At 68.9% G+C, this 26,863-nt stretch carries 28 protein-coding genes; 14 read left to right on the plus strand and 14 right to left on the minus strand.

Annotation, left to right across the window (positions count from 1 at the left end; genetic code table 11):
* Positions 1 to 16: 16 nt before the first annotated feature.
* Together IC605_RS09870 and IC605_RS09875 are read right to left on the minus strand one after the other, a co-directional pair.
* Entirely contained in the window at positions 17 to 1,123 is a 1,107-nt protein-coding gene (locus IC605_RS09870; RefSeq protein ID WP_216322592.1) for an outer membrane protein assembly factor BamB family protein, read from the minus strand.
* 258 nt (positions 1,124 to 1,381) lie between these two features.
* A complete protein-coding gene (locus IC605_RS09875) occupies positions 1,382 to 2,236 on the minus strand; it encodes a hypothetical protein (protein WP_216322595.1) in 855 nt (284 codons plus the stop codon).
* A 1,342-nt stretch (positions 2,237 to 3,578) separates the two neighbouring features.
* Here IC605_RS09875 and IC605_RS09880 point away from each other — a divergent pair.
* From IC605_RS09880 to IC605_RS09905, 6 genes are all read left to right on the plus strand, one after another.
* Entirely contained in the window at positions 3,579 to 4,370 is a 792-nt protein-coding gene (locus IC605_RS09880) for a hypothetical protein (RefSeq protein ID WP_216322598.1), read from the plus strand.
* A gap of 70 nt (positions 4,371 to 4,440) precedes the next feature.
* Positions 4,441 to 4,638, plus strand: a complete 198-nt coding sequence (locus IC605_RS09885) for a hypothetical protein (RefSeq protein WP_216322601.1) — start codon at positions 4,441 to 4,443, stop codon at positions 4,636 to 4,638.
* Positions 4,639 to 4,652: 14 nt separating this feature from the next.
* Positions 4,653 to 5,957, plus strand: coding sequence for an outer membrane protein assembly factor BamB family protein (locus IC605_RS09890; protein WP_216322604.1), 1,305 nt, complete (start codon positions 4,653 to 4,655; stop codon positions 5,955 to 5,957).
* 542 nt (positions 5,958 to 6,499) lie between these two features.
* A complete protein-coding gene (locus tag IC605_RS09895; protein ID WP_216322607.1) occupies positions 6,500 to 7,363 on the plus strand; it encodes a hypothetical protein in 864 nt (287 codons plus the stop codon).
* Complete coding sequence (locus IC605_RS09900) at positions 7,360 to 8,646, plus strand: hypothetical protein (RefSeq protein WP_216322610.1); 1,287 nt, start codon at positions 7,360 to 7,362, stop codon at positions 8,644 to 8,646. The genes IC605_RS09895 and IC605_RS09900 overlap by 4 nt, the downstream gene beginning before the upstream one ends.
* Positions 8,647 to 8,756: 110 nt before the next feature.
* On the plus strand, positions 8,757 to 10,397 hold the full coding sequence (locus IC605_RS09905) for a hypothetical protein (RefSeq protein WP_216322614.1): 1,641 nt from the start codon (positions 8,757 to 8,759) through the stop codon (positions 10,395 to 10,397).
* Between the two features lie 8 nt (positions 10,398 to 10,405).
* Here IC605_RS09905 and IC605_RS09910 read toward each other — a convergent pair whose 3' ends face one another.
* Positions 10,406 to 11,008: a hypothetical protein gene (locus tag IC605_RS09910; RefSeq protein WP_216322617.1), complete on the minus strand. Its 603-nt coding sequence runs from the start codon at positions 11,006 to 11,008 to the stop codon at positions 10,406 to 10,408.
* Between the two features lie 32 nt (positions 11,009 to 11,040).
* A complete protein-coding gene (locus IC605_RS09915) occupies positions 11,041 to 11,904 on the minus strand; it encodes a hypothetical protein (protein ID WP_216322620.1) in 864 nt (287 codons plus the stop codon).
* A 443-nt stretch (positions 11,905 to 12,347) separates the two neighbouring features.
* On the opposite strand from IC605_RS09915, the gene IC605_RS09920 reads away from it, so the two are divergent.
* Positions 12,348 to 12,824 (plus strand): hypothetical protein, encoded by a 477-nt coding sequence (locus IC605_RS09920; protein ID WP_246580664.1) that lies wholly within the window; start codon positions 12,348 to 12,350, stop codon positions 12,822 to 12,824.
* Positions 12,825 to 13,044: 220 nt separating this feature from the next.
* Positions 13,045 to 14,028 carry a GGDEF domain-containing protein gene (locus tag IC605_RS09925; RefSeq protein ID WP_216322654.1) on the plus strand — a complete coding sequence of 328 codons (984 nt, stop codon included), beginning with the start codon at positions 13,045 to 13,047 and terminating at the stop codon, positions 14,026 to 14,028.
* A gap of 33 nt (positions 14,029 to 14,061) precedes the next feature.
* Here the strand turns inward: IC605_RS09925 and IC605_RS09930 are convergent, their stop codons facing one another.
* Positions 14,062 to 14,487 carry a response regulator gene (locus IC605_RS09930; protein WP_343216569.1) on the minus strand — a complete coding sequence of 142 codons (426 nt, stop codon included), beginning with the start codon at positions 14,485 to 14,487 and terminating at the stop codon, positions 14,062 to 14,064.
* Positions 14,488 to 14,824: 337 nt separating this feature from the next.
* On the opposite strand from IC605_RS09930, the gene IC605_RS09935 reads away from it, so the two are divergent.
* On the plus strand, positions 14,825 to 15,844 hold the full coding sequence (locus IC605_RS09935; protein WP_216322660.1) for a chemotaxis protein CheB: 1,020 nt from the start codon (positions 14,825 to 14,827) through the stop codon (positions 15,842 to 15,844).
* Between the two features lie 376 nt (positions 15,845 to 16,220).
* On the plus strand, positions 16,221 to 17,060 hold the full coding sequence (locus IC605_RS09940) for a GAF domain-containing protein (protein WP_216322663.1): 840 nt from the start codon (positions 16,221 to 16,223) through the stop codon (positions 17,058 to 17,060).
* A gap of 259 nt (positions 17,061 to 17,319) precedes the next feature.
* Here IC605_RS09940 and trhA read toward each other — a convergent pair whose 3' ends face one another.
* The 5 genes from trhA to IC605_RS09965 all read right to left on the minus strand — a co-directional run bounded on the left by trhA (position 17,320) and on the right by IC605_RS09965 (position 20,261).
* Positions 17,320 to 17,964 (minus strand): PAQR family membrane homeostasis protein TrhA, encoded by a 645-nt coding sequence (gene trhA / locus IC605_RS09945; RefSeq protein ID WP_216322668.1) that lies wholly within the window; start codon positions 17,962 to 17,964, stop codon positions 17,320 to 17,322.
* Between the two features lie 37 nt (positions 17,965 to 18,001).
* Positions 18,002 to 18,202, minus strand: coding sequence for a hypothetical protein (locus IC605_RS09950; protein ID WP_216322670.1), 201 nt, complete (start codon positions 18,200 to 18,202; stop codon positions 18,002 to 18,004).
* Positions 18,203 to 18,377: 175 nt separating this feature from the next.
* Complete coding sequence (locus IC605_RS09955; RefSeq protein WP_216322672.1) at positions 18,378 to 19,634, minus strand: alpha/beta hydrolase; 1,257 nt, start codon at positions 19,632 to 19,634, stop codon at positions 18,378 to 18,380.
* A gap of 113 nt (positions 19,635 to 19,747) precedes the next feature.
* Positions 19,748 to 19,969 carry a hypothetical protein gene (locus IC605_RS09960; protein WP_216322673.1) on the minus strand — a complete coding sequence of 74 codons (222 nt, stop codon included), beginning with the start codon at positions 19,967 to 19,969 and terminating at the stop codon, positions 19,748 to 19,750.
* Between the two features lie 31 nt (positions 19,970 to 20,000).
* Positions 20,001 to 20,261 (minus strand): hypothetical protein, encoded by a 261-nt coding sequence (locus IC605_RS09965; RefSeq protein WP_216322675.1) that lies wholly within the window; start codon positions 20,259 to 20,261, stop codon positions 20,001 to 20,003.
* A 253-nt stretch (positions 20,262 to 20,514) separates the two neighbouring features.
* Here IC605_RS09965 and IC605_RS09970 point away from each other — a divergent pair, with 253 nt between their 5' ends.
* Positions 20,515 to 20,778 (plus strand): cold-shock protein, encoded by a 264-nt coding sequence (locus IC605_RS09970; RefSeq protein ID WP_216322677.1) that lies wholly within the window; start codon positions 20,515 to 20,517, stop codon positions 20,776 to 20,778.
* A gap of 370 nt (positions 20,779 to 21,148) precedes the next feature.
* Positions 21,149 to 22,162, plus strand: coding sequence for a chemotaxis protein CheB (locus tag IC605_RS09975; RefSeq protein ID WP_216322679.1), 1,014 nt, complete (start codon positions 21,149 to 21,151; stop codon positions 22,160 to 22,162).
* Between the two features lie 259 nt (positions 22,163 to 22,421).
* Here the strand turns inward: IC605_RS09975 and IC605_RS09980 are convergent, their stop codons facing one another.
* Together IC605_RS09980 and IC605_RS09985 are read right to left on the minus strand one after the other, a co-directional pair.
* Positions 22,422 to 22,922 carry a WGxxGxxG-CTERM domain-containing protein gene (locus IC605_RS09980; RefSeq protein WP_246580665.1) on the minus strand — a complete coding sequence of 167 codons (501 nt, stop codon included), beginning with the start codon at positions 22,920 to 22,922 and terminating at the stop codon, positions 22,422 to 22,424.
* A 52-nt stretch (positions 22,923 to 22,974) separates the two neighbouring features.
* Positions 22,975 to 23,859 (minus strand): DUF2382 domain-containing protein, encoded by an 885-nt coding sequence (locus tag IC605_RS09985; protein ID WP_216322681.1) that lies wholly within the window; start codon positions 23,857 to 23,859, stop codon positions 22,975 to 22,977.
* An 806-nt stretch (positions 23,860 to 24,665) separates the two neighbouring features.
* Here IC605_RS09985 and IC605_RS09990 point away from each other — a divergent pair.
* The gene (locus IC605_RS09990) at positions 24,666 to 24,962 is read left to right on the plus strand and encodes a hypothetical protein (protein WP_216322683.1); all 297 of its coding nucleotides are present in this window, start codon (positions 24,666 to 24,668) and stop codon (positions 24,960 to 24,962) included.
* 342 nt (positions 24,963 to 25,304) lie between these two features.
* Positions 25,305 to 25,607, plus strand: coding sequence for a hypothetical protein (locus tag IC605_RS09995; RefSeq protein ID WP_216322687.1), 303 nt, complete (start codon positions 25,305 to 25,307; stop codon positions 25,605 to 25,607).
* Here the strand turns inward: IC605_RS09995 and IC605_RS10000 are convergent.
* Together IC605_RS10000 and IC605_RS10005 are read right to left on the minus strand one after the other, a co-directional pair.
* Positions 25,589 to 26,056: an alpha/beta fold hydrolase gene (locus IC605_RS10000; protein ID WP_216322690.1), complete on the minus strand. Its 468-nt coding sequence runs from the start codon at positions 26,054 to 26,056 to the stop codon at positions 25,589 to 25,591. The genes IC605_RS09995 and IC605_RS10000 overlap by 19 nt on opposite strands.
* Positions 26,057 to 26,199: 143 nt before the next feature.
* A complete protein-coding gene (locus IC605_RS10005; protein ID WP_216322692.1) occupies positions 26,200 to 26,340 on the minus strand; it encodes a hypothetical protein in 141 nt (46 codons plus the stop codon).
* Positions 26,341 to 26,863 lie beyond the last annotated feature (523 nt).

Below are 26,863 nucleotides of genomic sequence, written 5' to 3' on the forward strand. Positions count from 1 at the left end.
GAACGGACGACTCCCGTCATGGCTCGGCGACGCTGAACACCTCCCGGCTCGTGAGAATCACGAGGCGTCCACCCACCCGCCACGCCCCCTGCACTTCACCCGCCGCCTGGATGAGCTGCACCACCCGCGCGCGACGGAGGTCCACCACGGTGAGCCGCCCCAACCCGAACGCCGCGCAGGCCGAGAAGACCGCATAGGGTCCGGCCTCCGCGAACCTCGTGTTGGGCAGACAGCCTGGGGGCAACGGCGTCACTCGCGGCAGCGACAGGCGCACGGGCCGCCAGCCCCCCAGCAGCCAGGTCCCATCCACCGCACGGAGGACCTGCCGTGTCTGCACCCCCCACACTGGGCGGGACGGCGAGGTTTCGGGGCGTAAGGCCGTGAGCAGGGCGCGGTCCCCACGCACGTACCGGCCCGCCGTGCGGGGCAGGCACTGCACGTGCCGGGCTCCCCGCAGGGTCCCCTCGGCGCACACCTGCGCGTCGTGTACGTACGGGTGGCTCACGTTGCGGGCCCCCGCCAGGGCCGGGAAGGTGTAACGGACGGCGACGGTGCGCCCACTGCGCACTTCTGCGACGCTGACGACATACCCCCGGCCGTATCCAAACACTCGCCCGCCTGCCACGCGCAGCGGTTCGGCTCCCTCCTGGCTGGACCAGACCGTGCGCCCGGTGGAGACCTCCACGCCTTGGATGTACCCCTCGATGCCCGTGCGGGCGTCGAAGACCGCGACTCCGTTATCCACGGCGAAAGGACCAATGGGATCACCGGCTCCGATCTGCCAGAGCGGCTGGCCGGTCCGGGCATCCCAGGCGCGCACGTCGTCCACGGTGGCCGCCAGGACCACCTCCCCCGCCCGTCGCAGGAAGCGTAACGGCGTGCTGACCGGCCCGGGACCACCCCAGGTCAGGGGGCGGGGCGCAGGCGCCGACCACACCCGCTTGCCCGTGCGGGCGTCGTAGGCGTGCAGGTGCGCGAAGCCATCGTCGGCGAACACGAGGCCGCCCCCGACAGCGAGGCTGCCGAAGGAGGGCAGGGCGACCGACCAGCGCTGCGTGCGCAGGGTGGGGTCGTAAGCCCGGACCCGGCCTTCCGACATCACGTAGACCTGGCGGTCGTCCACGGCGACCCGTAGGGCCGCAGGCGAGGGAAGGACTGGGCGAACTGCGGTGGGAAGAACGGTGGGTGGCCCAGAGCCCCCCGCACCCGCCCACCCGCTCAGCAGCAATCCGAAAAGGGCTGCACGGCGGAGCCAGGAGGCCAGGCGCGGGACTAGGGCAGAGGGCATGGTGTTCTGCACGTTACCCGTCCTCCCTGACGGTGCCCTGAGGCTCACGGGTGGTGTTGACCCATGCCGTGCGGCGCTTCTTAAAAGGGGCGGTCAAGGAGCGAGAGTGGAAGGCGGCACGCTGGGCGCGAAGGCGTCGTCGAGCGTACCGCGCTTCTCGTAGGTGGGCGTCCACTGCCCGCCAGGTGCCACCCGGCCCCGCCGCACCGCATGTCCGAACCCCGAGCCGCTTATCCCCTCGTACTCCACGCCCTCCGGCCACCGGGGCTCCTCGCCGCGCACGGTCGTGGCCGGACCCAGCACCGCATCCAGTACCCCGCCCGCCGGAGTCGGCCAGACGTCCCACGATGTTCGCCCGACGCGGGCGGCCCACGTCTCCTGCCAGCGATCCTCCCGCCAGGCCGAGCAGCGCACCTCCCTCTCCATCCAGTCGCAGCGTTCCTCTGCCTGGCCCAGCGGGAAAAGCGTCAGCCGTTCCCCCTCTCCATCTGGGAACAGGTCGGCGGGAAGGACTCGCTGCCGCCTCAACTCCGCCGCGGCCCGGTCCGCTTGCGTGGTGTTCGCGGCGGCCCGCTCGGCACCGGGCGTGGGGCCGAGGAAAAGCTGTCCGGCCTGCCAGACGACCTTCACGCCGAGCAGGGCCTGGAGGTCGCGGGCGGCGAGGAACACGTTGGTTGGGGTCGTGCGGGGTGGCGTCACCGGCCGCTTCACCGTGTCCGTGGAGGTGGGGTGGGACGACGCCTCTCCCGACGCGCGGTCGATGAGCCAGACGACGGTCGGGGAGTACGCGTCACCCAGGGCGAGGGTGGAGGGCGTGCCGAGGCAACTCAGGTCCCCCCGGTGCTGCTGAAGCCACGGGCAGGACACGAAGGCGCGGCCCTGCACGACCTGGACCGCCTCATGAGGCAGAGGAGCAAGGAGGGCAACCCCGAGTGCGGCGGCGATCACAGCCTCAGAGTAAAGGGAGCGTTTGACCTCGGCCTGATGGGGCGGCGACGAAGGTGCCCGGTGGCCCTCACGCGGCGTCAGGTCTGACCCATCACGCTGGAGGTATGCGTGCCACCGTTCCCCTCCTGCTCGCGGCCCTCTCCCTGTGCTCGGCGCGTGCCGACTCCTGGGTGGACACCCATCCCCGGCTCTTCAGTTCGGATGCCGGGCTGACGACCTACGGGTTTAAGGGGCTCGCACTAGAGTTGGAACAGAAGCCTGCGCCAGTGATTCATCCACAAACAAAAGGCTCGGCGGCAGTAACCCAGACGTGAAGGCAAGGATTATAGTTTGGAAACCGGGGATGACAGCGAAAGCGCCATCTTAATTTACCTATGGGATTCTCTACTCTAGTTGTGATTGCACTCGTGCTGCTCATTGTGGGGGTGGCCTCATGGACTTTTGGAGGACGCAAGAAAAGTCAGCGCGAGCAGTTTGTTGGAAAGATCCTAATCGCCTTGAGTGTCCTGTCTCTGCTTGCCATAATGGGGTTAATTTATGTATTGGGTCGAATATTATAATTTTCCTGAAGCAAAGGAGACAGTGAGAGAATTCATCGGAGCCAGGAGTGGAACTATGCTTTCAGCACAAACCTTAACTCCTACAACTAAAACACCGTTCGCGGTAGCTAACCCTTAAATGCGTCTGAATAGGATGAGACTAGCCCTTGCGGCAATCGGGCTGACCGTTGTGCTTACATCGTGTCGCCAGAACCGCGAAACTGTTGTTTTTACAACAACCAAAGGTGTGCAGGTTGTAGGAGTGGATTACGGCACAGATGGGAACTCTTTAATCCAAAGCTTTGCACTGAGATGCGGTGGCAGCAAGAAGCTATTCCACCAGCACGATAAAAACTTCTTTCCAGGACCTGACTGGAATATAGGTGGCAAATCTTCCCCTAAGATCACTGAGACTGGGAACGATCTCACGCTCAAAGGACGTGATAACACCGTAACTCTCCCAAAGACCTCTTTCCAAAGATGTAAGTAGATTTAGATACCTGGGTCCATAATAAATTTGAAGGGCAGACCCTATAGTGCGACGCCAATTCAGCCTCTGGTGGCCAGTCGCCTCCGCTCGTTAAAGAAGAGCACTCAGGGTGGAGCAGTGAGCGAAGACACCCTGGGTGCGAAGGCATCAACGACCGCCTGCTCCCGATCATCTGTCTTGGCGTTCCCAAATCGGCGTCCCCAGCGAGGTGAATCGCGCGTTTTTCATGCGCGCTCCAGGCACCCCACAGCCCATTGGCCGGCCGGTCCACACTGATCAAACGCGCGTCAACCACGCTTCTTAAACTGACACCATGCCGAAGAACGACGTGGGGACCATGCGACGTGCCCTCATGCTGTGCTTGACCCTCGGGGCAGTCACGGCGGGCGGACAAGCCCGGACGCCGCCGGAGCCGCGCACCACCCTGGAATTGCAGCAACTCGAGCCCGCCCTCGCCGGACAGCCGGTCAACATGCGCCTCCTGGTTTACCGCTGGGGCAACGGTGAGCAGGTCGTCGGCGGGCTGCGCGGCGACCACGTTCCCTGTCCCCTGTTCAAGGTGTACGACAAGGCGGGCGGGCCGCCACTCATCGAGCGGTATCTCGCGGCTGACTGTGACGTGGGCGAGAACGTCACCTTCAAGACCGGCGAGCACCGCGTCTACTCGGTCACGCTGCCGATGAAGCTCACACCGGGCGAGTACACCGCCATCCTGACCTTGCGCAGTCGACCACCGATGTACGCGCGGGCGACCGTGAACGTCGGCCCCGGCCCCTTCGTGGCCGAACTGGTGCTGCCGAGCGGCGCGAAGGCGGGCCGACCGCTCGACCTGCGCGTGGCCTTTCGCAACGTGTGGCGCAGCACCGTGAGCCGCGACCTGCGGCTGTGCGGACAGGGGCTCTTGATCCGCGACGAAGGGGGCCAGACGGTGTACGACAACCGGCCCGAGAAGACCGCGTGCACGACGGACCTGCGGCCCACCACGGTGGCCCCCGGCGGCGTCCACGTCGAGCCGTGGGGTCCGCTGCCCGCACTGAAGGCCGGTCGGTACACCGCCGTGCTGTGGGGCGAAGGGGCCGCGAAGCGCTTCGAGGTGCGGCCGTAAGCGGCGCGGGGGGTGTGGAAGCGGCGCCCCGTCTCACCCGCTGTCAGGTCGCAGGCGGCAGCGTGACGCCATGCCCTTCGCCCTGCTCGCCGCCCTCGCCGCGCCGACGTGGACCCTGACTCGCACCTCCGTCATGGGCTTTTCCTCCCAGGGTCAGCTCATTACCCGCGAGGAGGCGAACGGCCGCTTCTTGCCCGACCTCACGCTGCGCGCCCCCGACACGGCCGAGGTCACCGGCCGGGTGGTCTTTCCCGAGGCGGACCCGTAGGGTGGAAGCAATCCATGACCCTGAGCCGCCTCCTGCGCCGCTGCGTCCTGCTCGCCGCCGCCTGCCTGGGTGCTGGGCTGGCCCAACCCATCCGTGCGCCCGCCAGCGCCGTGGGTCCGGCCTTCCTCCCCACGTTCCCGCCGCGTCCGGTCCTGTGGCGCACCCTGATCGACCCGCCCCTCTCTCCCGTCACGTCCACCCTCGCGGTGGAGGGCGAGCGGCTGTTCCTCCTGCACCGGGGCCGTCTCCGCGCCCTGGATGCAGCGAACGGCACTGTGCGCTGGGAAGCAGGCGGCGGTCTGCTGGCCCCGCTGACGGTGCAGAGCGGCGTGGCGTACACGACGGGCGCGGACGGTCTGCACGCCTTCCGCGCCTCGGACGGTCGCCCCCTGTGGACCACCGCCCTGCGCCCGACCGCCACACGCGAGGACGGGGGCGCGTGGGCACAGAACATCGCCCGCGTGGGCAGGACCGTCGTCATGAACACCACCTCGGGAGCGTGGGGAGTGGACGCCTCCAGCGGGCGGCAACTCTGGCACCGCCCCCGCTACGACGCGACGGGGCCGGTGGCGAGTGCGGGCGACCTCGGGGTCTGGATCGCGCCCGACTATTTCCATCCCCAGGTGCTGGGCGTGGACCTGCGCAGCGGACGCACCGTCTGGCGGGTGGAGTATTCAGACGGGACGGCGGTGCGGGTGGAGGGCGACACGCTGTTCATGGGCTCAGGTCGGGTGGGCGTGCGCCTGATTGACGTGCCCACGGGTCGCAGCCTGCGGGTCACCTACGACTTCGCCTCGGCCCTGCCCCAGGGAAGCCGGGCGGGAGCATCCTTCTTCACGCCGCTCGTGAGCCGCAACGCGGTCTGTGCCAGCGGGCAGGGCGCGGGACGGCCCGTCGTGGCCTGCCTGCCCCGGACGGCGGGGCGCCGCGTTGGTGGGGACCGAGCCCTGTTGCCCCGGCTGGCCAGGCGGGTGGGCCGGTCCGGGAACGTGCCGCAGTACCTCGTGCGCGAGGGTTTCTTGACCGCTGCGGGGGAGTACTGGCTACTGGGCGGGGAGTACGCCACGCGCACGACGATCCGGGGCGGTGGGCTGACCTTCGGCGCCCCCACGACCTTCGTGGAGCGTGAGGGCCTCGCCTTTTACGCGGTGCCCGAGGCACAAGCCCTGGTGGGGGTGCGGCTGGACACGGGCACGCTGGCCTGGAGTGCGCCGCTGCCGAGCAAGTGGCGCGACGTGCTGCTGACGCCCTCCCGCATCCTCGTGGTGAACGGCGGTGAGGTGCAGGGGTACGCCAGACCGGAGACGGCGCAGAAGTAGCCGCACCGAAAGCACGGCGGGGAGTGCCCACCCTCGCCCCTCCCCCTGTTGATGCCAGTTCTGAACGGCTCGCCCTGCCTTTCAGACGGGGTTGGCGGACTCGTCGGCCCACGGCTCGGGCTCCATCGCCGGGGCACTCCCTCCGCGGGGTTCTGCTCGCCAGCGTGCATCGAGGCCCACAAGAGCCAGCTCGCGCACCTGCGGGCCAGCCACCTCGAACAGGAGTTTGGGGAGCGGCTGCGCGACGCCGGCCTGGCCTTCGTGCCGCAGTACCCGCTCGGCCCCTACGTCACCCTCACGCCTGCGCCGGAGGAGGAATCGCCGGCCTGGCACCTCTCTCGTCAGAAGCTGTAGGTGGACCAGCCCTCGTTCCCCGTGTCGTCCGCGCGAAGCTGCATGACCTCCAACTGCCCGTGCCACTGCCCGGCCTCCAGCACGGCGCAGCACGTTCAGGTCCGAGTGGGGCATGGGCAGAGCGTACCGTCTCCGGCCTTCAGGGGCGCCTCACGCCTCGTCAGCCAAGGCCGGTAACGCTGAAGGCCATGCCATTCAAAACGCTGGTCCTGCTGGGCGCCCTGCTGCTCCCCACGGCGCTCGCCCAGTCCTCCACCATGTCCCCCGAACGCGAGCTGCTGGAAAGGGCCGTCGCGCCTCTGTGGGGACCCACCTCCGTGCGCACCACCGTGCTCGTCCGGCAATCTCCCGCGGACCTGGGCTTCGCGCTGCCTCAGGGCAGCCGGGTGGTGGGAAGCGTGCGGGCCGAGACGGGCAACCCCGACTTCCCGGGCGGGGTCACCGTCTATTTCGACACGCGGCTGACTCCCGCGCAGGTGGACACCCACTTCGCCCGCGTGCTGGGTCAGGCGGGCTGGAAAGCCTTTCCCCTGCCCCCGGACGGCCCGAACCCCGAAGGCGGCTTCCTCCCCACGACGCCCATCGGCGGCCGACCCTACTACCGGGAGAAGCCCGACCAGCGACTCACCCTCCAGACGCGGGCGGTGGGGGACGTGACCCAGGTGACGCTCTCCCGGCAGGACCTTCCAAACCTGGCCCAGGAACTGCGCTATGCGCGCACGGACGGCGGCTCCCCCTTCGGCCGCCTGCCCAGGCTCCTTCCGCCCGCGGGGGCGACCGTCACGCCCCGGGGCGGTGGGGGAGGCGGGGACAGCGTCACCATGAGCGCGGGCATCGAAAGCACACTTTCCCGCACGGCACTGTTCGACCACTACGCCGCGCAACTGAAGCAGGCCGGGTGGACCCTGCGCAATCGGGCGGACACGGGCGCCCTGACCACGACCCTGTGGACCCTGCGGGAGGACGGCCGGGAGCGCCTCGGCCTGCTGATCCTGAACGAGACCGCCCGGGGGCAGTACCGGGGGATCATCGGCATCCAGGGGCTGGAGTGAGACCCTTCGCGCTGCGGGCGCTGCTGCTCGCCCCCCTGCTGTGCGGCACGGCCGGCGCTACCGACCTGCGCGTCTATCCGGCCTTCAGCGAGGTCCGTGAAGCCGTCATCGTGCCGGGAAAGCGCCTGGAGCTCCCCCTCGCGGAAGGCATCTGGCCCGGCTTGCTGCCCGGATCGCTGGAGTTGCGCGGTCTGGGGCTGACTCAACTCGTGCAGGACCGCGGCCCCGGCTGGCTTCAACGCTTCGAGGGCCAGACCGTCAAGCTGCGCGAGAACGGCCAGTCCCAGCCCGTCATCCTGGTGCGGGTCTCGGATCTCACCGTGCGGGACACGGCGGGCGACTACCGCCAGGTGCGGCTCGATCAGCTCGCCTTCCCCACCCTGCCACCCGAGGAGCCCACCACCGGACCCCGGCGCCTCGTCTTCGAGGTGGCGCAGCCCGGGCCGGGGGTGTTCAGCTACCTCACCCGGTCGGTGACGTGGTCGCCCCGCTTCATCCTCTCGGCCGCGGGCAGCAACGCCAACCTCGAAGCCCTGGCGGACATCCGCAATACGGCGACGGTGCCCTACACGTCCCGGACCACGGAGCTGTTTTCGGGCGAGGTGGACCTGGCGAGGGGTCCAGCGGGCTTCGGCAGTGCTCCCACTCCAGTCGTGACCGTGATCTCCGGCACTGCCAATACGGACACCGCCGCGACTCCCACGCCGACCCTCAGCCCCGCCGCGAGTCTCGGCGGCCTCTACCGCTACGTGCTGGACCGGCCCCTGACCCTACCCGCCGGGGGAACGGTGACGTTGCCCTTCCTGAAGACCCGCCTGACCACCTTCGAACGCTTCGCGGTGCTGAACACCTACTTCTCGCCGCAGAGCAGCCGGGGTGCCCTGAACCGCACCTATCGCCTCACGGCCGACCAACCGCTGCCCGGCGGGGTGCTGACCGTGCGCGAGGAGGGGCGCGTGGTGGGGCAGACGACGCTGGTCGAGACCGAGAAGGGCGAGAACGTCGAGTTCACCCTTGGCCGCGACCCGGAGGTGCGCTACCGGCGGGTGGTGAAGGTGCTGGAGACCACGGGGCCGGGCAGCGGCAAGTACCAGGTGACCTACACCTTCGAGAACAGCAAGGACCGCCCCCTCCGGGTGGAGGTGACCGAGCGGGTGTACGGCCGGGTCGCGCTGCGGCTGAACGGGGTGGAGAAAACCGGGGAGGCGCTGATGGAAGTGCGCGTGGACGTGCCTGCGAGGGGAAGCATCACGCGCAGCTTCACCGTCGAGATCGAGAACTGATCCAAGGCGCCAGGGGTGTCATCGCTGGGGTGACTTCGGGGGGGCGAGGACAGGGATCGGCTTCCGCGCCCACTCACGCTCCGTCAGCCCCTGTCCGCCAGTCTGGACCCATGCGCCTGACGTCCGCTGCCCTGCTGCTGGGGGTGCTGCTGTCCCCCAGTGCCCTCGCCCGCGACCTGACCCCCGCCGAGCGCCGGACGGTCGCCTCCCAGGTGCTGACCTGGCCCACGAGTGCCGCGCTGCCCGAGTTGCCCCATCTGGCCCGGGCCGAGCTGGGCCAGCACGACGCCTGGCTGGCCGCGCTGCGCCCGCTGCCGTCCCAGGCCCGCCGGGACGCGGTGATGCTAAGCATGTCCGCCCTGGCCCGGCAGGGCGCGGTGGAGGTCGCCCGCCGTGCCCTGGCCCTGGTGGACAGCGGCGACCGGGTGCGGGTGTGGGCCGTGTCGGCCCTGCCCTTCTTGCAGGCGAGGGGCAGCGGCGCAGCGGTCCAGGTGCTGGGCACGCTGGGCACACCCGTGGAACGCGTGCAGGCCCTCGCCATCCTCACCCAGGTGGCGATGACCTCCCCGGCGCCGAAAGGGGAGGTGCGCGCCGTGGCGGACGCGACCTGGGCGGCGTATGGACGCCTGGCGATGGAGGAGCGGGGGCGGGTGGTCCAGCTCGTGCTCCCCACCGTCGCGGTGACGGGAGACCTGGGCCGGGCCAGGCAACTGATCCCCACGGTGGCCGACGCCCAGACTCAGGGACGCTGGCTCACCGTCGCGGAGGGCTTTCAGCAAGCGGGCTTCCCGCAGGCCGCCCGCCAGGCGCTGGCGCAGCTTCCCCTGGACCGTGCCGAGGACGTCGTCCGCATCCGCGGCGCCCTCTTGCTGGTCAAGCTGGGCGACGGGGCCCGGGCCTTTCAGGTGGCGAGCCGCAGCCCGCTGTTCTTGAGCATGCGCGAGCATCTCGCCCGTGAACTGGCTGCGGCCGGTCACGCCTCCGAGGCCGCACGTCTGGCCTGTACCCTATCGCCCGTCTCTCTGCGCGTCCGGAGCCTGGCGGAGATCGGTGGGATTCTGGCAGGTCAGGGGCAGACCGCTGTGGCCCGGCGACTGGTCGAGGAAGCCCGCGTGGCCCTGGAAGACAGCGACGCTCCCGACAGCACCTCTGCCGTGGTCCGGGCGCTGGCGCGGCTGGGGCAGGCGTCCACCGCCGATACCCTGATCCGGGGCTGGACGGGGCGTGACCCCCAGGGACCGGACCGCCTGCGAGGAGCGCTGGTGCAGGGCCTGGCCGAAGGGGGAGACCTCGGGGAGGCCATCCGGCGTGCCCGGGTGGAGCCATCCTTACCGACCGTCTACGCCCTGGTGAACGGGGCCGAGGTCCAGGCGAAGAAGGGGCGGGAGGAGCAGGCCCGGCAGCTCCTGCGGACCGCCCTGGACCTGTCAGGCCAGGTTCCCGATGAGGCGCGGGGGGTGGTGCTGGGCACCCTGGCGCGCGTCTCGCCGTCCACCGCGGAGAGGCTCGCCCCACGTGTGGCGCTGCCGCCTGAGGCAGAACTGGCTGTGCTGGAGGCGCAGGCCCGGCGGGGGGACGTAGCGGCGGCACGGGAGAGCCTCGCCCGGCTTCCCGCGGAACAGCGCCAGCAGGGAACCTTCAGCCTGGCCCGCGGCTTGGTGGAGGGAGGGCACGCCGACCTCGCGCTGCCGCTGGTGCAGGACCCAGCCCTGCGGGAGGTCGTGACCAGGCTCCTGCTGGGGGAGAGGTAGGCCCGGGTTCAGGATCGGCGGTTCCTCTCCGAACCGCGCCACAACCCCGCCCCCGCCGTGACGAACACGCCCAGGAGAGCCCACGCAGTGGGGTTGGGGAAGGTGGCTTCCTCGTGGTCCTGGCAACCCTGGTTCTCCACCCAACGGGTGCAGCGCCACAGGTGCAGGGTGAGGGGCCAGGCGTGCGTCATGCTCACCGGCTGCCCCGACAGCCCTGACGGGGTTGTCCGTAACAGCCCATTGTGCTTCCAGGTGGCCAGCCCGAGAACGGGAGCGCCCACCACGACCACCAGCGCCAGCGAGGTCAGACCGGCCCGCAGGGCCTGACGGGCCTGCATCAGTCCCCAGCGCCTCCAGACGCTCAGCATCAGCCCCGCCGTCAGCGCCAGCCAGCCCAGCGTGAGGGGCAGCGAGCGGTGCGGCCCGGTCAGCACCCGGTCACCGTGTAGGTAGGTGAAGCCCGCCAGGCTGTAGCGCACCCGGTCGACGCGGGGATGCGGGTTATCACTGTCCATCGCCAGCCCCATATCTCCGGCAAAGGTCATGTCTAAAAAGGCGTAGCCCAGCAGCAGGACTCCAGCGAACAGCCCCAGCACGCTCCAGGCCGTCACCAACCTGGTGACCCAGCCCTTCCCCCTGCTCACTAGGGTTTGAAACCCTGGACGCTGACGGTCAGCACGTACCCACCGTCTTTCTCCCAGGGCCGGATGCCCAGCGTCCCCAGAGCCTCGCGGCCGTTCAGGTCCTTGAGGCTGTACGTCACCACCCGCAGCGGCCCGTCGGTCGTGTCCGTGCGGACCTTCCACCCAGCCGCCTTGAGTTGCGCCGAGTAGAACGCGAAGACCTCGTTCGCGCTGCGGTTCGTCTGCACGTGCGCGCTGCTCAGGGCGCCATTGGGGACGCCGCCTGGGTAGGCGCCCTTGATCGTCGCTCCGGGAAAAGCCTTCAGCAACGGCAGGCTGGACCGCGGCTGATACCTCGCGGCCTGCTTGAAGGACGCGAGTTGCTGGTCACTCACGACGTTGACGTTCAGGTCGAGTTCCGTCCGGCCGCCCCGGTCCACCACCCCGACGCCCAGGAGGAAGTTGGTGGCGCCCTCCCGGTAGAAGCTGGTGCTGCGCACCGTCTGCTGGGTGGCGAAGCCGATGGGCTGCCCGTCGTTGGGCCGCGCTTTCCAGCCGGTGCCTTCTAGGCTGGTCTGAAGCGCGGCGCGGGCCTCGTCGGGGGAGAGCGCGGTGCTCAGCAGAATGCGGTGCTGGACGAACTGGCCGCCCTGGGCGCTGGTGCGCACGCTGGCGAGCACCGTGAGGCGGGGGTCGAGTTGCAGGGGGAGGGTCGCGGGCAGGGTGCCGTAGAGAAGCTGCACGTTGCCGCCCGGGCCGTACATGGTGCGGAAGAGCCGGTCGATGAGTTGAGCGGCCTGCTCGGGGGTGGGTTGGGTGGACTGGGCCTGCACGGGCAGGGACGTGGCGGCCAGGAGCGCCGCCAGCAACAGGGGTTTGGACATCGAACTCAAGGTACGCACCGGACCTGACCGAAGCATCCGACCAAGGGTGGAGGCCGTTCATCCCGCAGGTGAAGGGGCGAGAAGGAATGGGCCTCCGTAAGGGGCTGCTCCACTATGTGATCCATGTTACACAGAACCTCGTACAGATAAGCCCCAGCCTCAAGTGGCGCACGTTGAGGTACGGCGACGAGAACGGTCACGGCGAGGGTGGGCGCGAACAGTTCAAAGCCTGGCTCGCCAGCAAGTGAAGCGCACCCCTGATGCCAAGGGTGCCCCACTCAGCAAATTCCGTAGGTCTGACAGGTGATGACCCCGGCGGCGTGCCACGAGTACGCCAGGGAAGGCACCGTGATGACCACCAGCCAGAACCACTTGTTCTTCAGCAGCTTCATGTCTCCGATACGCCCTTTCTACCGTGATGGTTTCCCCCGCCGACCTTTAAGATGGGGCACGTGCCCTACACCACTCTGAGTGAGCAGATGAAGAACCTCGCCAACCCGCAGCGGAGTGACACCTTCGTGAAGCGGGTGCGGGAAGCCGTGCGAACCGGCGAGTTCGAGGCAGCGCAACTGCCTGAGCGTGTGACGCTCCCCAAGACCTTCCGCAAGAGAGGCAGCGACGAGACGGCGACCCGGGACACCCGCGAGCTGGTGATCGAGCTGACCCCGGAGTACGAGGCCTGGTTCCAGCAGGTGAACGAGGAGCTATCCGCGGCCCCCAGCCGGAGCGCCCGGGTCAAGCTGACCGTCGAGAACATCGAGTCGGGCGCGGTCGATTTCAAAACCCTCGCCGAGGAGACCCGGCGCAAGATGCAGGCGAGCTTTGAGAAGGGTCAGCAGCTCGGCCAGTCCCGCGCACAGAAAACCAAGGGCAAGGGGGCCAAGACGACGCGAGGCCGCACCACCCGGGCCAAGAAGTAAGCCCCTGGGCGCGTGTGGCCCCAAGGGCGACCCTCCGGCTTCACCCGGCCGGTTGTGGTTGGGGACCCTCTGACCCTACCTGCCCGGGATCAGGGATTCGTGCGCAAGCCTTCAAAGCACAGTTCACCCACCGAAGCGTCCACCATGAACCACCCGCCTCCGGCTTGGGCCACAGGTCAGGGCCCTGTCAGGACAATCGTTTTATGGTGAATGGTCTCGTATGCCGTCCGCCCTTCCGCCCTCCACCCCGCGTGCGCGCTTGCTGCGCCTGGGCTGGTGGCCCGCCTGGGCCGTCCTGATCGTGAGCCTGGCGCTGCACCTGCTCCCCGGCGAGTTCTCCCGCCTCGGGCAGGACGCCGCCTTCGCCCTGATCCTCCTCGTGAGCATGGCCGTGGGCCGGGGCCACCCTCTCTCGGGCGCGGTGCTGTTCTACGCCGCCCTGGCCCCCTTCGCCCTGTGGATCGATCAACTCCACGGGGTGGGCGGGGCCCTCACGCCCGACCTCGGCGGCTACACCGCCGTTCTGATCCTGCCCGCCGCTCTGGCCGCCGTCTACTTCGGCTTCCGGGGCGTCGTGGTCTTCCTGGTGTACAGCCTGACGGTCGGGACCCTCGCCCTGCCCCTGGACCCAAAGCACCTGTCCGGCGTGGCCTGGAACGTCCTGCTGGCCCTGGGGTTGGGCTGGCTGGGCGACTGGCTCCTCCGAGGCTCAGGCCGGGAGATGGTGGAATTGCGCCGCTCAGCCCTCCTCGACCCCCTGACCGGGCTCGCCAACCGCCGGGCCTTCGACCACGCCCTCGACCAGGCCTGGGCCACCCGCCCTAACCTGGCGGTGGTGCTGCTCGACCTCGACGGGCTCAAGGGCGTGAACGACACTCGCGGCCACGCGGCGGGGGACGAGCTGCTGCGCGGCTTCGCTCAGGCGCTGCAACGGCACCTCGGGACGGAGATGACCGCCTTCCGGTTGGGGGGCGACGAGTACGCGGTGCTGTGCGAGGTGGAGGACCTTACAGCCGTGCAGGGGGCGGTCCGGTCAGCCGTGCTTGGGGTGCAGCAGGCGGGGTTTCAGGAGGTTGGGGCGAGCGTGGGGAGTGCGACCGCCCTGGAGGTTCGCAGCAGCGGGGCTTTGGTGCGGCTGGCCGACGAACGGATGTACACCGAGAAACGCGGCAAGCCCCAACGGCGGACGGCCAGTGGCGTTTGAGAACGGGGACGAACGTGGGGAGCGGCCTTCCCCTTACGCCGAGTGTTCCAGCGTGAGCCACCGCCGACCCAGCCGGTTGATCGTCGCCACGAACGCCTCGAATGCCCCCGGCTTGACCACGTAGTCCACGGCGCCGCACGCCACGCTGGCCGCACGGTCCTCGGGCAGGTTGGAGGTCGTGAACACCACCACCGGCACCCCCTGAAGCGCCTGGTCCCCGTGCATCGTGCACAGCACCTGATGCCCGTTCACCCGGGGCATGTTCAGGTCCAACAGCACCAGGTCGGGCTGTCCCTCCGGGCGACCGGCATAGCACCCCCGGCGGTACAGGAAATCCAGCGCCTCCTGACCGTCCCGGGCCACGCTGACCTCGCACCGCACGTCGCTCAACTCTAGGGCAACCCGGGCCAGTTCCAGGTCCTGGTCGTTGTCCTCGACGATCAAGAGGTGTTTGCTCACGGCGCTCCTTTCAGAGAAAGCGGGCACCCGAAAGTGCCCGCCCGGTGCCGCCATTCTACATGAGGATTCGTTAAAGACGACCCACCTCAAGGGGTGCTCGTGCGTCGCCGAGCCTTTACGACGCCTGGACTGGTTCCTCCCCCAACAGCCAGGTCACGCGCGAAGGATCGCGCCTCCGTGGGCTCGCCTTGGGGAAAGCCGAGCGGCGTGCGGTGGGACGAGCGCCGAGGCTCCTCCCTCACCCGCTCCCCCACGTCGCCCAGCCCCTCCCGATGCGGATGAAGGCGGCCTGACCTTCTCCCACCCGCGCTGCGCTCCCCACGGCGCAGCATGGGCCATGTCGCCTCCTTCCCTCGTCGTCATCGGCGGCTCCGCAGGCGCTCTCTCCGCCCTGCTTAAACTCGTCCCGTCCTTACCGACCGATTTCCCCGCCCCCATCCTGCTCGTGGTGCATACCCCCGCCGACCAACCCAGCTACCTCCCACAGGTCCTCAGCCACGCTGGCCCCCTCCCGGCCCGGCACGCCCGGCAGGGTGACCCCCTCGAACCGGGGTCGATTTCCATCGCTCCTCCCGACCATCACCTGCTGGTCGTGGACGATCACCTGCACTTGTCGCGCGGCCCCAAGGAGAACCTGGCCCGCCCCGCCATCGACGTGCTTTTTCGCTCGGCGGCCGAGAGTCACGGTCCAGGGGTCATCGGCGTGATCCTGTCGGGGATGCTCAACGACGGCGCCTCGGGTCTGTGGACTATCGAGCAGTGCGGCGGCCGGACCCTGGTGCAGCACCCGGAGGACGCCGAGTTCCCCGAGATGCCCCTGAGCGCCCTGCGGCGGGTAGCGGCGGACGGGATCGTGCGGGCCCGCGAGATCGGCCCTCATCTAGTGGACTTGCTGCGGGAGATGGCGGTGGAGGGAGGAGGGTCCAGCATGGATGAGGAAGGGCGGCGACGGCTGACGGCGGAAGTGGCGGTGGGGGCCGGGAGGGGCACCTTCGAGAACGGCGCCCTGAGCCAGGGCCCGCCCTCGACCCTCACCTGCCCGGAGTGTCACGGCGTGCTGGGGCAGATCGAGGAGGGAGGGGTGACGCGCTACCGCTGCCACACCGGGCACGCCTTCACCGCCAAGGTGCTGCTCTTGGAGATGCGGCGGGAGACCGAGGCGACCTTGTGGCGTGCCAAGCGCCTGCTGGATGAGCAGGTGATGTTACTCGACCACCTGGGCCAACGCGCGGGGTCGCAGGAGGAGGGGGCCACCCGGCATGAGGAGGCGCGGGTGGCTCGGGAACGGGGAGAGGTACTGCGGCAGTTCACCCAGCGGGCGGAGCTGGAGGAACCGTCACGCCAGTCCGGCGAGTGAAGGGCCTGGCGGGTCTTAGGGGAACGCGAAGCTGCTCTCTCCCAGAGGCCGCGCCCGACGAAGTGGTTCCAGGTAATCCTGCCGGAGGGATGGCCTTCAACGTCAGGGGGTATCCCCGTTCATCCACCCCGAAGCAAAAGGGGTTCGGGCATCGTTCCTCTCCGGGCGTGGGCGGGTCTGCTGCTCCTTTGAATGCCCCTTCATGCCAACCCTCCCTGGGCATGAGTCCCCGTGAATGCTGATTGTTTCTTTTCCTACACCTGGGGCCTCGCCGAACTCTACGTTCTGACCGAACCGGGCCACCAAGAGGTTTCCCGGCGCCACATGTTCCTTTCCCTCACCTGGGCGTCACGGCACCGCCCCTCCAAAGGCCCTCATGGATACTCCCCCTCACCCCGCGGAAGCCCGCCGGGTCGACGAACTGCGCCGCCACCACATCCTCGACACTCCCCCAGATCGCCGGTTTGACCTGATCGCCGAGTCCGCCGCGCGCCTGTACCAGACTCCCATCGCCCTCGTCACCTTCCTCGACGAGACGCGCCAGTGGTTCAAGGCCGCCATTGGCCTGACCCTGCGCGAGACGCCCCGGGCCGTTTCCTTCTGCACCCATGCCCTCGCCACCCTGGACGTCCTGGTCGTTCCCGACGCCGCCCACGACCCGCGCTTCCGGGACAACCCGCTGGTCACCGGCGAGCCCCAGGTGCGGTTTTACGCGGGGGCACCGATTATCACCCGCGGGTACGCGCTCGGCACGGTCTGCGTCCTGGACTGCCAGCCGCGCCCCCTCCCGGCTCAGGAGCTGTGGGCGCTCACCCAGCTCGCCCGGTTGGTGGGCGAACTGCTGGAGCACGGCACGGCCGGAACGCCGTTCGTGCCTGCACCTCGCCCCCCACACCCGCCCGCCGCCTGCGTGGTCGTGGACGCCTGTGGGCAGGTGCTGAGCATGAGTGATCCGGCCCGTGAGGCGTTGAACCTGAGCGGAAACGTCCCTGGGCGGCACGTTCACAATGTCCTGCGGCTGCATTGGGAGGAGGACGCGGCACGCGCGAAGGCAGCGGTCGAAGGGGGGGAACGCTGGACGGGCCGGGCAGTCCTCACGGTGCCGGAGGGGCCGAGCTTTGAGGGACCCGTGTTCCGGGCTCTCGTGACCGTCACGCCCCTGGCCGGACGTGACCACCGCCTCTACCTCTGGAGTGCCGACCGCCTGTCCACCTGACGGCCATCTTGCAGGGAAAGGAGACCGCGTAGGCTGCTGGCGCTCCAGCGTTCTCAGGGGCCACGGCGCCCTGACGCTGGCGGGATCTGCTCCTCCTCCAGCCCGGCGAGGATCGCCCCGCTGGGCCCCATGTCTAGGCACGCGCCGCCTCGGCCTCGCCCTGGGGGGAAGGTACGGGCGGTCTCATAGGACCCTGTGTGGACTGTTCGGCCAGGTGAATCTCTGGCGGTCGTGCCCGGGTTCTCCCTCCAGCACCTGCTCACCGCAAGTGGAACATCATGACGAAGTGTGCGGTCGCTCCCGCGAGCACGAACAGGTGCCACACCTCGTGAAACCCGAACACCCCCGGCCTGAAATCCAACCGCTTCGTCACGTACACCACCGCCCCCAACGTGTACAGCAGGCCACCAACGGTCAGCCACACCAGCGCCGCAGCAGGTAAGGACCGCGCCAGTTGCGGCAGGAAGCCGAGCGCCAGCCAGCCCATGCCCAAGTAGAGCGCCGTGGAAATCCAACGCGGCAGGCGCATCGTGATCAGCTTGAGCAGAATGCCGGTGAAGGCCAGGCCCCATACCAGGCCCAGCAGGCGCCACCGCAGCTCACCCGAGAGCCCGAAGTAGGCGACTGGGGTGTAGCTCCCCGCGATCAACAGGAAGATCGCGCTGTGGTCGAACTTCCGCAGCCACGCCAGGCTTCGCGCCGAGCCGTGGAAGGAGTGGTAGAGCGCGCTCGCCAGGAACAGTAACGCGAAGCTCACCCCGAACACGACGAACGGCCACAGGCTGAGGTCGCGGCGCTGCGCCCACCCAAGCAGCACCGCGAGGAGGGGAAGGGCGAGCACAACCCCCAGCCAGTGGGTGAGGGCGTTGACGGGCTCGCGCAACGTCATGGGCGTTCGGCGCATGGTCTAGCGTAGGAACAGGGGGGCACCCAGAGCAAGGTCAGCGATAAACGCCCGCCTTCTCGGACACCAGGCGCATGGATTTGACTTCGTGTGCATAAGACGCTATGTTAGGAATATCAAAGGCGGCCCAAAGGCCGCCTTTCGCCTGGCCGCCAGCCCTGATCAAGCTCACCGCCGGCGCGTGACGAACGGAATCGAAGAGGGCAACGCTCAGGCAGGCGTTGAAGGCATCTTCCAACGGAAGGGCCTCTGCTGTCCCGAGCCGCCCGGTGCCATCCCCGTGTCAGGGAATACCCCGGGGCCTTCTTGGAGGGAGACGTCCACCTTCTCAAAACGGGCGTGCGAGCGGGTCCATGTCGGCCCCCAACTGGTTCGAGTCCCGTCACCCGCACCTCTCAGACGGAGGGAACCCATCAGGTTCCCTCCGTCTTGTTTGACCACGCCAGGGTGTGGTCGGTGGGTGCCTCCAGCAGCACGCGGCGCACGAAGCGGGTCAGCGTCGCCTCATACACCTCCGGGTCGATGTTCCAGGGCCGCACGTGTTCAGCGCCCTCGACCCGGTGGTAGTCCACGATGTCCGGCCGGGCGTGCGCGAGGCGCTCCACATGCGCCACCGGCACCGTCCGGTCCGCGCTGCCGTGAAACAGCAGCATTGGGGTCGTGAACCGCTCCATCACGCTGTGGTGATCGATGGCATCGAAGTCCTGCCCGCTCTTGAATGTGGTCAGCCACTCCACCATCCCGGCGAAGGGCAGCAGGCGATATCGGCGCGCGTAGTGGCGGATCAGCGTTCGCCACTCCAGCGGCGGAGAATCCAGGATCACGCCGCCGATCAGCGGGGCCAGGGCGGAGTAGCGCAGGAAGGCCAGCGTGATCCCACCCCCCATGCTGAAGCCCATCAGCAGGAGGCGCCGTGCCCCATGCATGCGGGCGTAGTGGACCGCCGCCTCCAGGTCCTCCCATTCCTCGGCGCTCAGGCGGTACACGCCCTGCCGGGTGCGGGGGGCACCGTGGGCGTTGCGGTAGGTAATCGTCAGGCTGCTGATTCCCAGCCGGGCGAAGGTGGGCAGGATGCGCAGGGCGTCTTGCCGTAACCCCTTGTACCCGTGCGTCACGATCACCCAGTCGGTGCCCGCCGCCTCGCCGTCCGGCCCGCCCGGGACCAGCCAGGCGGGCATCGGGCCATGTTCGGCGGGCACCAGCACGTCCTGGTACTTCAACCCCCGTGAGGCGGGCGTGCCCAGGCCGACGGTGCTGGGCCGCACCTCCTGACCGGCCGGCAGCGCGGCTTCCTGCCACTGCACGGCGCGGGTGACCGTGCGGCGGGTCTGCTCCAGGACGGGGCCGAGCTGAGCGAAGTACCGGACGCCCACCGGATCATCCCACTCCAGCCCCAGCACCCCCGCGCGGGTGGTGCCCGAGTTGCGGGTCAGAGTGAAGGAGGTCGGATCGGCGTCTGGCCGGACATCCGGGTCCGGGGTTTCCTGATCGCCCTGCACCTCCAGGACCCGGGTGCGCGGAATACGGCGCCGCACTGCTGGCGCCCAAACCAGCGCGTCGGCGAAGTGCCAGCCCACCCTCAGCACCGCGACGCCAGCCACACCCAGCGCCAGGAGGACCAGGGGCCAGCGTGAGCGGTGAGGCCGCAGGACGAGGCGCATTCGCCGCATAGCCAGAACGATGTCAAACCCGGGGGCAACCCGTCCGGGGAAGTTTAGGCAGAGGAAGCTGGCTGGCTCAGGTGGGAACAGCACAGCCTCCCCTCGCTGACCTCGAACCCGGCCTAATTCTGAAGTTTGCCCTGCATCACGCTGGCGATGGCCTTCCGGGCCCCCTCCAAGTAGGGCTGGGCAGCGGCGTCGACCAGGCCGAGGTCGCTGAGGTACAACTCCGCCTGCATCATGCCAACGTCCACGGCGTCGTCGTGGGCGCGGTTCTGCGTCAGCGTGATGTAGTACCACGTGGAAGCCACTTGACGGACGGACGCGAAAATCATGTTGTCCATGCCTGCTCCTGGTTCTTCGGCCCTGCCGACTTCACGGGCGCGGGAGGAAGGCGAGGTGGCCCTCGAACAGCCGCCGGCTGACCTGGTGGGGCTTTCGCTCGACCAACGTGCCCTGCATGCGGCCATGCTGGGTGGTGACCTGCACCTCACAGCGCCCGGCGTTCTGGGCACACGCCTCGCTCAGGGCCTGGATGTCCGTTTGCAAGGTGCCCTTGGGCGGCTTGTCCGCCTCGGCGAGAATCGTCAGTCGCTTGTTGGGCGCGACTTGGTAGTGGCCGTGGAGGGTCAACATGCCCTCACCGTAGGCGCTCTGCCGCCGTGCAAATGCGGACCCCGACCTTTCGACCTTGACCGCTTGTTGGGATCGGGATGGGGCCGGAACGGTGCGTCAGGCTCAGCCTGCCGACTTGGTGAGCTTGGCCGCTATGTGTCGGCGCTTCCCATCCTAGAATGGGGAGGTAGTTTTCCAAGTACGCAGTGAATAAACGGCGCACGGGGTGATCCACCGTGCGCCGTTTCGTAGGTTGAAATTCGAGGAGTGGAACATGGCGGTAGGTCGAGTGAAGTGGTTCAATGCGGAAAAGGGCTTCGGATTCATCGCGACGGAAGGCAGCGACGACGTGTTCGCGCACTTCAGCGCGATCCAGGGCGCTGGGTTCAAGAAGCTCAACGAGGGCGATGAGGTCGAGTTCGAGGTGGAGTCCGGCCAGCGTGGCAAGGGCCCGCAGGCCAGGAACATCGTGGTCACGAAGGCTGCCCCGGTGAGCGAGTTCGGCAGTCGCCCGGCCCGCCGCGACGACCGCTGGTAAGCCCAGGCTCATGCAGACCAGAGGACCGGCAACGGTCCTCTTTGTTGTGCTTGGAAGCTCGACCGCCGGCTGGGAGAGGAATGGCTCAGGCTTCGTTGCGGACGTGTTCGGCCTGAACAACAGGATTGGCCCACCTGCTCCCGAACTGGTTGGCCCCCCAGCCGGGTGATCACCCGTTATCGGGCCGAAGGCCGTTCCTCCTCAGGCCTGCTGGAGAGCAGGGGAAGCCCTCTGACCAGCGCCGGAGGCTGATCCCCGGGCCTCACCGCCCGTGTGAACTTACCTCCTCGCCCGGCGCCTCCATCCGGGGATGAAGACGGGCTTTACCGGACCCATCCTCGCCGCTTCCTCTGGCGCCCCAGCATGACCCATGCCGTCCCCCCTCGTCGTCATCGGCGGCTCCGCAGGTGCCCTCTCCGCCCTGCTCAAACTCGTGCCGTCCCTGCCCCCCGACTTCCCGGCCCCCATCCTGCTCGTCGTGCACACCCCAGCCGATCAGCCCAGTTACCTCCCGCAGGTGCTGAGCCGGGCCGGACCGCTCCCCGCCCAGCACGCGCGGCACGGTGACCTCCTCGAACCCGGGCGCATCTTCGTCGCGCCCCCCGACCACCACCTGCTGGTGACGGGGGATCACCTGCACCTGTCGCGCGGTCCCCGGGAGAACCTCGCGCGCCCCGCCATCGACGTGCTCTTCCGCTCCGCCGCGGAGGCGTACGGCCCACGGGTCATCGGGGTGCTGCTCAGCGGCATGCTGAACGACGGCACCTCCGGCCTGTGGACCATCCAGCAACTTGGTGGCCGGACCCTCGTGCAGCACCCGGAGGACGCCGAGTACCCCGAGATGCCCCTGAGCGCCCTGCGACACGTGGCGGTGGATCAGACCCTGCGGGCTGGCGAGATCGGGCCGTGCCTGGTGAGCTGGCTTCAGGAGCTGGGCGTGAAGGGAGGAGGATTCAGCCTGGATGAGGAACAGCGGCGACGGGTGACGGCGGAAGTGGCGGTTGTCGCCGGCGACAACACCTTTGAGAACGGTGTCCTGACCCAGGGTCCGCCCTCGACCCTGACCTGCCCGGAGTGTCACGGCGTGCTGGGGCGGGTCTTGGAGGGGGGGTTGACCCGCTTTCGCTGCCACACCGGGCACGCCTTTACGGCCGAGGTGCTGCTCTCGGAGTTGCGGCGTCAGGGCGAGGCCACGCTGTGGAATGCGGCCCGCGTGATGGATGAGCAGGTGATGGTGCTCGACCATTTGAGCCAACGCGGCCAGCCCAATGAGGCAGGGGCGGCTCGGCGGGAGGAGGCGCGGGTGATCCGGGAACGGGGGAACGTCTTGCGCCAGTTCACCCAGCGCGCGGGGGCAGAGGCGTTGGACGAAGCGTCCTCCTAGCACGGGGTTGGGACAGCGGCGGCCCTGGAGGCTCCTGAGGAAACTCACGCCTCCCTGTGTGAAACGCCGCAGGCGACGAAGAGGGAGCAGGTCACCCGGCCGAAAGGGAGCCTCCCCAGGTCAGGGGGTGTCCCCGCTCGTCCACCCCGCGATGCCCGTGTCGGCCAATCACCGGACCTCTGGGCCGAGGCGGGTGGGCGCGGGAACCAAAGGATCAGGAGGGGGCCAGGTACGCCCCCTCCCGCCTCCTGGGATCAGCTCAGCGCTGGGGCGGCCCCTCGGTGGGCCCCCCCAGCTTCACCTGGGTCTGAGCGTGCGGCGCCGGCGTGCTCTGCATCGGGGTACTCGGCACCGGAATGCTCTGTACTGGGGCCGTCCGGCTGCGCCCGGCCAGGCCAGCGAGACCGAGCAGGCCCAGGAGGCCCCAGGGGAAGCTGGGGCCCTGCCGCTCATTGCCGCGCACGCCGTCACTCTCCGAGGTCGTGGTGATGGCGTCATTCTGGGTGCCCGCCGTTCCGGTGGCGGTCGTCGTGTCCGTCGCCGCGCCTGCCGCATCCGTGATGGTTGCGGCGTCGGTGGCCGTGTCGGTGCCCTGGACTTCGTTCCCGGCGGCGCCGTCACTCTCGGTCTGGGTGGTGACGTTGTCGTTCTGCACGTCCGTCGTTCCGGTCGGGGTCGTGGAAGTACCCGTGCTCTGGGCCGAGGCCATGACTGGACCGGCCACCAGGGCCAGCGCGATCTTCTGTACGTTCGGGATCATGGTGCGCTTCTCCTTTGAGGAAGGGGGGACAGGAAGGAATCGTGCGGTCCGCTCAGCTCCGGTGGTCGCGGCCGTCATCGCCAGCCTGGGAGACCCGAACGTCGCCGGTCGGGTTGACGTCCAGCACCTCGCGCCCCACCGTATCGGTGACCGTCTGCTGCTCGGTCACGCTGCGCTTGCCGACCTCGACCTCCTCGGTCACGTACGCCTGCTTGCTCACGTTCGCCCGCTCGGCCTCCAACTCCACCCGCACCGTCTGCCCCGCGCTGCTCAGGAACGCGTCGCCCTCGACCGGGCGCGCGTCCGTCACCGCATGGCGTTCGATCACGACCTCCTCGCGCTGGAGGGGGACGGCCACGCTCTCCTGACGGGTCTCGACATGCTTGCCGATCTCAACCTGTCCGGCGAGGTACCGCTCCTTGTTCACCAACAGGCGCTCCTCGAGGAGCTGGAGACGGCCCGGTGTCTTGAACATCCGGTCGGTGGTGTCCTCGTCGCGGGAGTGGTAGGTGGACCCCGTGCCCGCCGCCACTCCCGCCGTCGTGGGTACCGTATCGGCGGTGGCGGCGGCCAGGTTGCTGCCGCGCAGGACGCGCTCGTCGCTGCTCTGGAGGTCGAAGGTGTACTCCTCGTCGGAGCGGTAGCGGTGCATGGAGGCGAGCTGACCGGCCGTGAGGTCGTCGAAATGAACCCCGTCATCCTCGATGCGGGCCAGCCCGATGGGGAGGAGCCGGGCACCCTCCAGGCTCCCCCCATCGTCAATCATCAGGTAACGGATCTTGCCGTAGGTGTCGTCCACCAAGGCGTCGCGAACAGTGCCCAGGCGCTGCCCACTGCTTCCGTAGGCGGTCGCGCCGACCGGGTTGTACAGCCCCGCGTCCTGGAAGTCTTCGGCGTGGCGGCTGGAGATATCAGACAGTCGGTGCAGATGTGGCATGCGTACTCCTTGCGAGAATCGGGTTCTCGTCCTGGGGCAGTCTCGGGGTTGAGTGTCCGGCTTCCCTGAGAAAGTTGAAAAGGCCGCGGCCGTTTCCAAAGGTTCGTTGAAGTGTTCCGTAAGAAGACGTTGAGAGAAGAGAGGGCCTCCGCATCTGAACGCCGTGCGGGGAGAATTCCCTACTTTCCTGATGGGCCTCAACGATGTTCCGCAACCAGGCTGGGCGGCGGCGGGAGCGCAAACTCACCACTTAGGCCACAGATGGGGAGGGTGAGTGCCGGCACGGGCAACGTCACCTGGACGCCCAGCTTCAGCAGGAACCATGAGGAGGCGAGCGGTGGGCCGGTCGCCGAGGTCAGGTGGCGCCGGCTGAGCGTTTGTGTTCGCGTGGCGACCCGCTTGGCCCCACGCCGTGAACCTGGATGCGTTCGCCGCATGGTGGGCAATGGGCCATCCCCGGGCTGAACGAGTCAGGGAGGGTTGAGGCAGAGAGCACCTGGCGAGGCCAGGTGGGAAGGATCGGGCCGTCTCCGGCCGTTCCGCTGTCCCCAGCCGGAAGGCCACTCAGGAACTGTATCCGCCGCCCGGCTCCTCCAGCACGGTCAGGATTGCCACGGCCAGGCCACGCGCGCAGGACCGCGCCTCCTGGCCCTCGTCGAGGGAGCAGGCCCGGGCGGTCTCACCGCTGAACCGTGGGCAGGGGGCAGACCACCGGGCGCCGCTCGCGTGCCGCGTGGCCCAGGCATCGTTCCGGCAATAGGCGATGGGCAGACGGCGCCTGTTCGCCAGGACATGTACGTTGAGGAATGAATTTACAAGACATCGCTGTCCACGGTGCATGGCGCGCCCTGGTCACCCTGGGGCTGCGCCGTGATCTGGAGCGGCTGGAAGCCCAGGGCGTCGAGTTCTTCTGGCGCTCTGCGGGCGAGTTGCCCGCGGGGACCTACCTCTTCGGCGCCAGGCTGGACGGCGTGCTGCTGGCCTCGCACGACGGCTCGGAAATGCCCCGGCAGGCCATCAGCGAGGTCATCCTGGGTGCGATGACGGCCCGTAGCATGTTCGTGACGCCGAAGGCAAGCTCTTTCCGGGTCCAGGGCCGATGATGCCCCCTACCCACGACGAGAAAGGAGGTCCGTGATGGACCGCATGACCTGCGCTTCCGTCCGCCCGGTGGGTTCGGCGCGGGACTCCATCGTCCGGACGCCGAGCCGGTCGCATGACGCGCTGGACGTGGGCCTGATGCAGCCCGGGATTTCCCTGAGTGACCTGGGCCTGGTGGACGCGGCGGCCCAACCCGACCTGGAGGGGGCGCGCACGGCCACGCCATCGTCATGCAGGGACGGCTCCACAAGGAAGCACCACGATCAGGCGTGCTCGTCCAGCAGGACGACCGCGCCCCAACCAGAGGTTCGAGCATGCCATTTTCCACACTGACGTTACGCTGGATGCCGGGAACCACGGACCGGGTCCGCTTCGAGAAGGGGGGCCGCACCTTCACCGTGTTGCTACGGGATGTGCAGCGCCCGGATGTCCACAGCCTCAGTGCGCTGTATCTCAAGGGCAGCGTGACGCTCGGGGTGACCCGGGTCCATCTGTCCGACCTGATGGGGCCGCTGAGGCAGCACGTCACCGCTGAAGCGGCGGGGACCCCGGCGGGCGCCTGGGTGGCGGCGGGGGGCCTGACGGCGGATGAACCGCAGGATGAGGCGTCCAGTGAACGCGCTTCACCTCAGCCCGGGAGGCGTTGACGAGGGCACGGCAGAAAGGCCCGGCTCCACCAGCCCGCGTTGAGGGAGCTGATCAAGAAGCTTGACCGACGGCCTGGGCCAGTTCTCCAGCTCCAATCTCTGGAAGGACCTGGAGCACGAAGCGCGCGAGGATCGCCCCGCTCTGGGCCGATGTTCCAGGGCCGCACATGTGCGGCCCCCTCGACCCGGTGGTCCTCCACGGTGTCCGGCCCGGCAGGCGCCAGCCGCTCCACGTGCGCGACCCGCATCAGGCGGTCCGCACCGCCGTGGAGCAGCATGGGCGTGGTGAACCGGTCCATCACGCTGTGGGGGTCGGTGGCGTCGAGCTCCTGCCCGCTCTTCAGCACGGTCGACCACGCCACCGTCCCGGCCAGCGGCAACAGCCGGTCACGCCGGGCGTCGTGCCGGATCAGGGAGCGCCATTCCAGCGGCGGGGCATCGAGGACCACCCCGCGAGGAAGGCGCAGCGGTACCGCAACAAGGCTAGGGTGAGGCCGCCCCCCCGTAGAAAAGCCCAGCAGCCGTCGCCGCCCGCCACACGCGCGGGCGGAGCACACCGCTGCTTCCAGGTCCATTTCTGGGCGCTGAGGCGCTACACGCCCTGCTGGGTCCGGGGCGCGCCGTGCGCGTTGCGGTCAGTGATGGTCAAGCTCGACAGGCCCAGCCGGGCGAAGGTCGGCAGGATGCGCAGGGCGTTCTGGCGCGTCCCCTTGTTCCCGTGCGTCACGATCACCCCGTCGGTGCCCGCCGCCTCACCGTCCGGGCCTACGGGCCGTGTCCAGCCGGCACCAGCACGTCATGCTTCAGTCCCCGTGAAGCCGGGGAGCCCAGGCCGCCGGTGCTGGACCGCATCGCCTGACCCATCCGCCGCCTGCCACTGCACGGCGCGGATGACCGTGCGGCGGGTCTGCTCCAAGACTGGACCGAGCTGGGCGAACGACCGGACGCCCGCCGGGTCATCCCACTCCAGCCCCTGCACCTCCGCGCGGGTGGTGCCCGGGGTGCGGTCAGGGTGAGCCGGGTCGGGTGGGCGGTGGGCTGACCATCAGGGTTGGGGTCTGCTGATCGCCTTGGACCTGAGGACGTGGATGGGCGGAACCCACCGCCGCACCGGCGGTGCCCACACCAGAGCGTGGGCGAGCTGTCAACCTACCCCGAGCACCGCGACTCCAGTCTGGCCCAGTGCCAGGAGGACCCGGGGGAGGCGTGAGCGTTGAGGCCGTGAAGCTGAAGGCGGACGCTTCACCCTTGAAAAG

Origin of the sequence: Deinococcus aestuarii (assembly GCF_018863415.1) — a bacterium.
GTDB classification, from domain to species: domain Bacteria; phylum Deinococcota; class Deinococci; order Deinococcales; family Deinococcaceae; genus Deinococcus; species Deinococcus aestuarii.

Coding starts and splice junctions, on each gene's coding strand:
- IC605_RS09880 (WP_216322598.1), top strand. CDS start 3,579: ATGCCGAAGAACGACGTGGGGACCATGCGACGTGCCCTCATGCTGTGC.
- IC605_RS09885 (WP_216322601.1), top strand. CDS start 4,441: ATGCCCTTCGCCCTGCTCGCCGCCCTCGCCGCGCCGACGTGGACCCTG.
- IC605_RS09890 (WP_216322604.1), top strand. CDS start 4,653: ATGACCCTGAGCCGCCTCCTGCGCCGCTGCGTCCTGCTCGCCGCCGCC.
- IC605_RS09895 (WP_216322607.1), top strand. CDS start 6,500: ATGCCATTCAAAACGCTGGTCCTGCTGGGCGCCCTGCTGCTCCCCACG.
- IC605_RS09905 (WP_216322614.1), top strand. CDS start 8,757: ATGCGCCTGACGTCCGCTGCCCTGCTGCTGGGGGTGCTGCTGTCCCCC.
- IC605_RS09915 (WP_216322620.1), bottom strand. CDS start 11,904: ATGTCCAAACCCCTGTTGCTGGCGGCGCTCCTGGCCGCCACGTCCCTG.
- IC605_RS09920 (WP_246580664.1), top strand. CDS start 12,348: ATGGGGCACGTGCCCTACACCACTCTGAGTGAGCAGATGAAGAACCTC.
- IC605_RS09925 (WP_216322654.1), top strand. CDS start 13,045: ATGCCGTCCGCCCTTCCGCCCTCCACCCCGCGTGCGCGCTTGCTGCGC.
- IC605_RS09935 (WP_216322660.1), top strand. CDS start 14,825: ATGTCGCCTCCTTCCCTCGTCGTCATCGGCGGCTCCGCAGGCGCTCTC.
- IC605_RS09940 (WP_216322663.1), top strand. CDS start 16,221: ATGGATACTCCCCCTCACCCCGCGGAAGCCCGCCGGGTCGACGAACTG.
- trhA (WP_216322668.1), bottom strand. CDS start 17,964: ATGCGCCGAACGCCCATGACGTTGCGCGAGCCCGTCAACGCCCTCACC.
- IC605_RS09955 (WP_216322672.1), bottom strand. CDS start 19,634: ATGCGGCGAATGCGCCTCGTCCTGCGGCCTCACCGCTCACGCTGGCCC.
- IC605_RS09960 (WP_216322673.1), bottom strand. CDS start 19,969: ATGGACAACATGATTTTCGCGTCCGTCCGTCAAGTGGCTTCCACGTGG.
- IC605_RS09965 (WP_216322675.1), bottom strand. CDS start 20,261: ATGTTGACCCTCCACGGCCACTACCAAGTCGCGCCCAACAAGCGACTG.
- IC605_RS09970 (WP_216322677.1), top strand. CDS start 20,515: ATGGCGGTAGGTCGAGTGAAGTGGTTCAATGCGGAAAAGGGCTTCGGA.
- IC605_RS09975 (WP_216322679.1), top strand. CDS start 21,149: ATGCCGTCCCCCCTCGTCGTCATCGGCGGCTCCGCAGGTGCCCTCTCC.
- IC605_RS09980 (WP_246580665.1), bottom strand. CDS start 22,922: ATGATCCCGAACGTACAGAAGATCGCGCTGGCCCTGGTGGCCGGTCCA.
- IC605_RS09985 (WP_216322681.1), bottom strand. CDS start 23,859: ATGCCACATCTGCACCGACTGTCTGATATCTCCAGCCGCCACGCCGAA.
- IC605_RS09990 (WP_216322683.1), top strand. CDS start 24,666: ATGAATTTACAAGACATCGCTGTCCACGGTGCATGGCGCGCCCTGGTC.
- IC605_RS09995 (WP_216322687.1), top strand. CDS start 25,305: ATGCCGGGAACCACGGACCGGGTCCGCTTCGAGAAGGGGGGCCGCACC.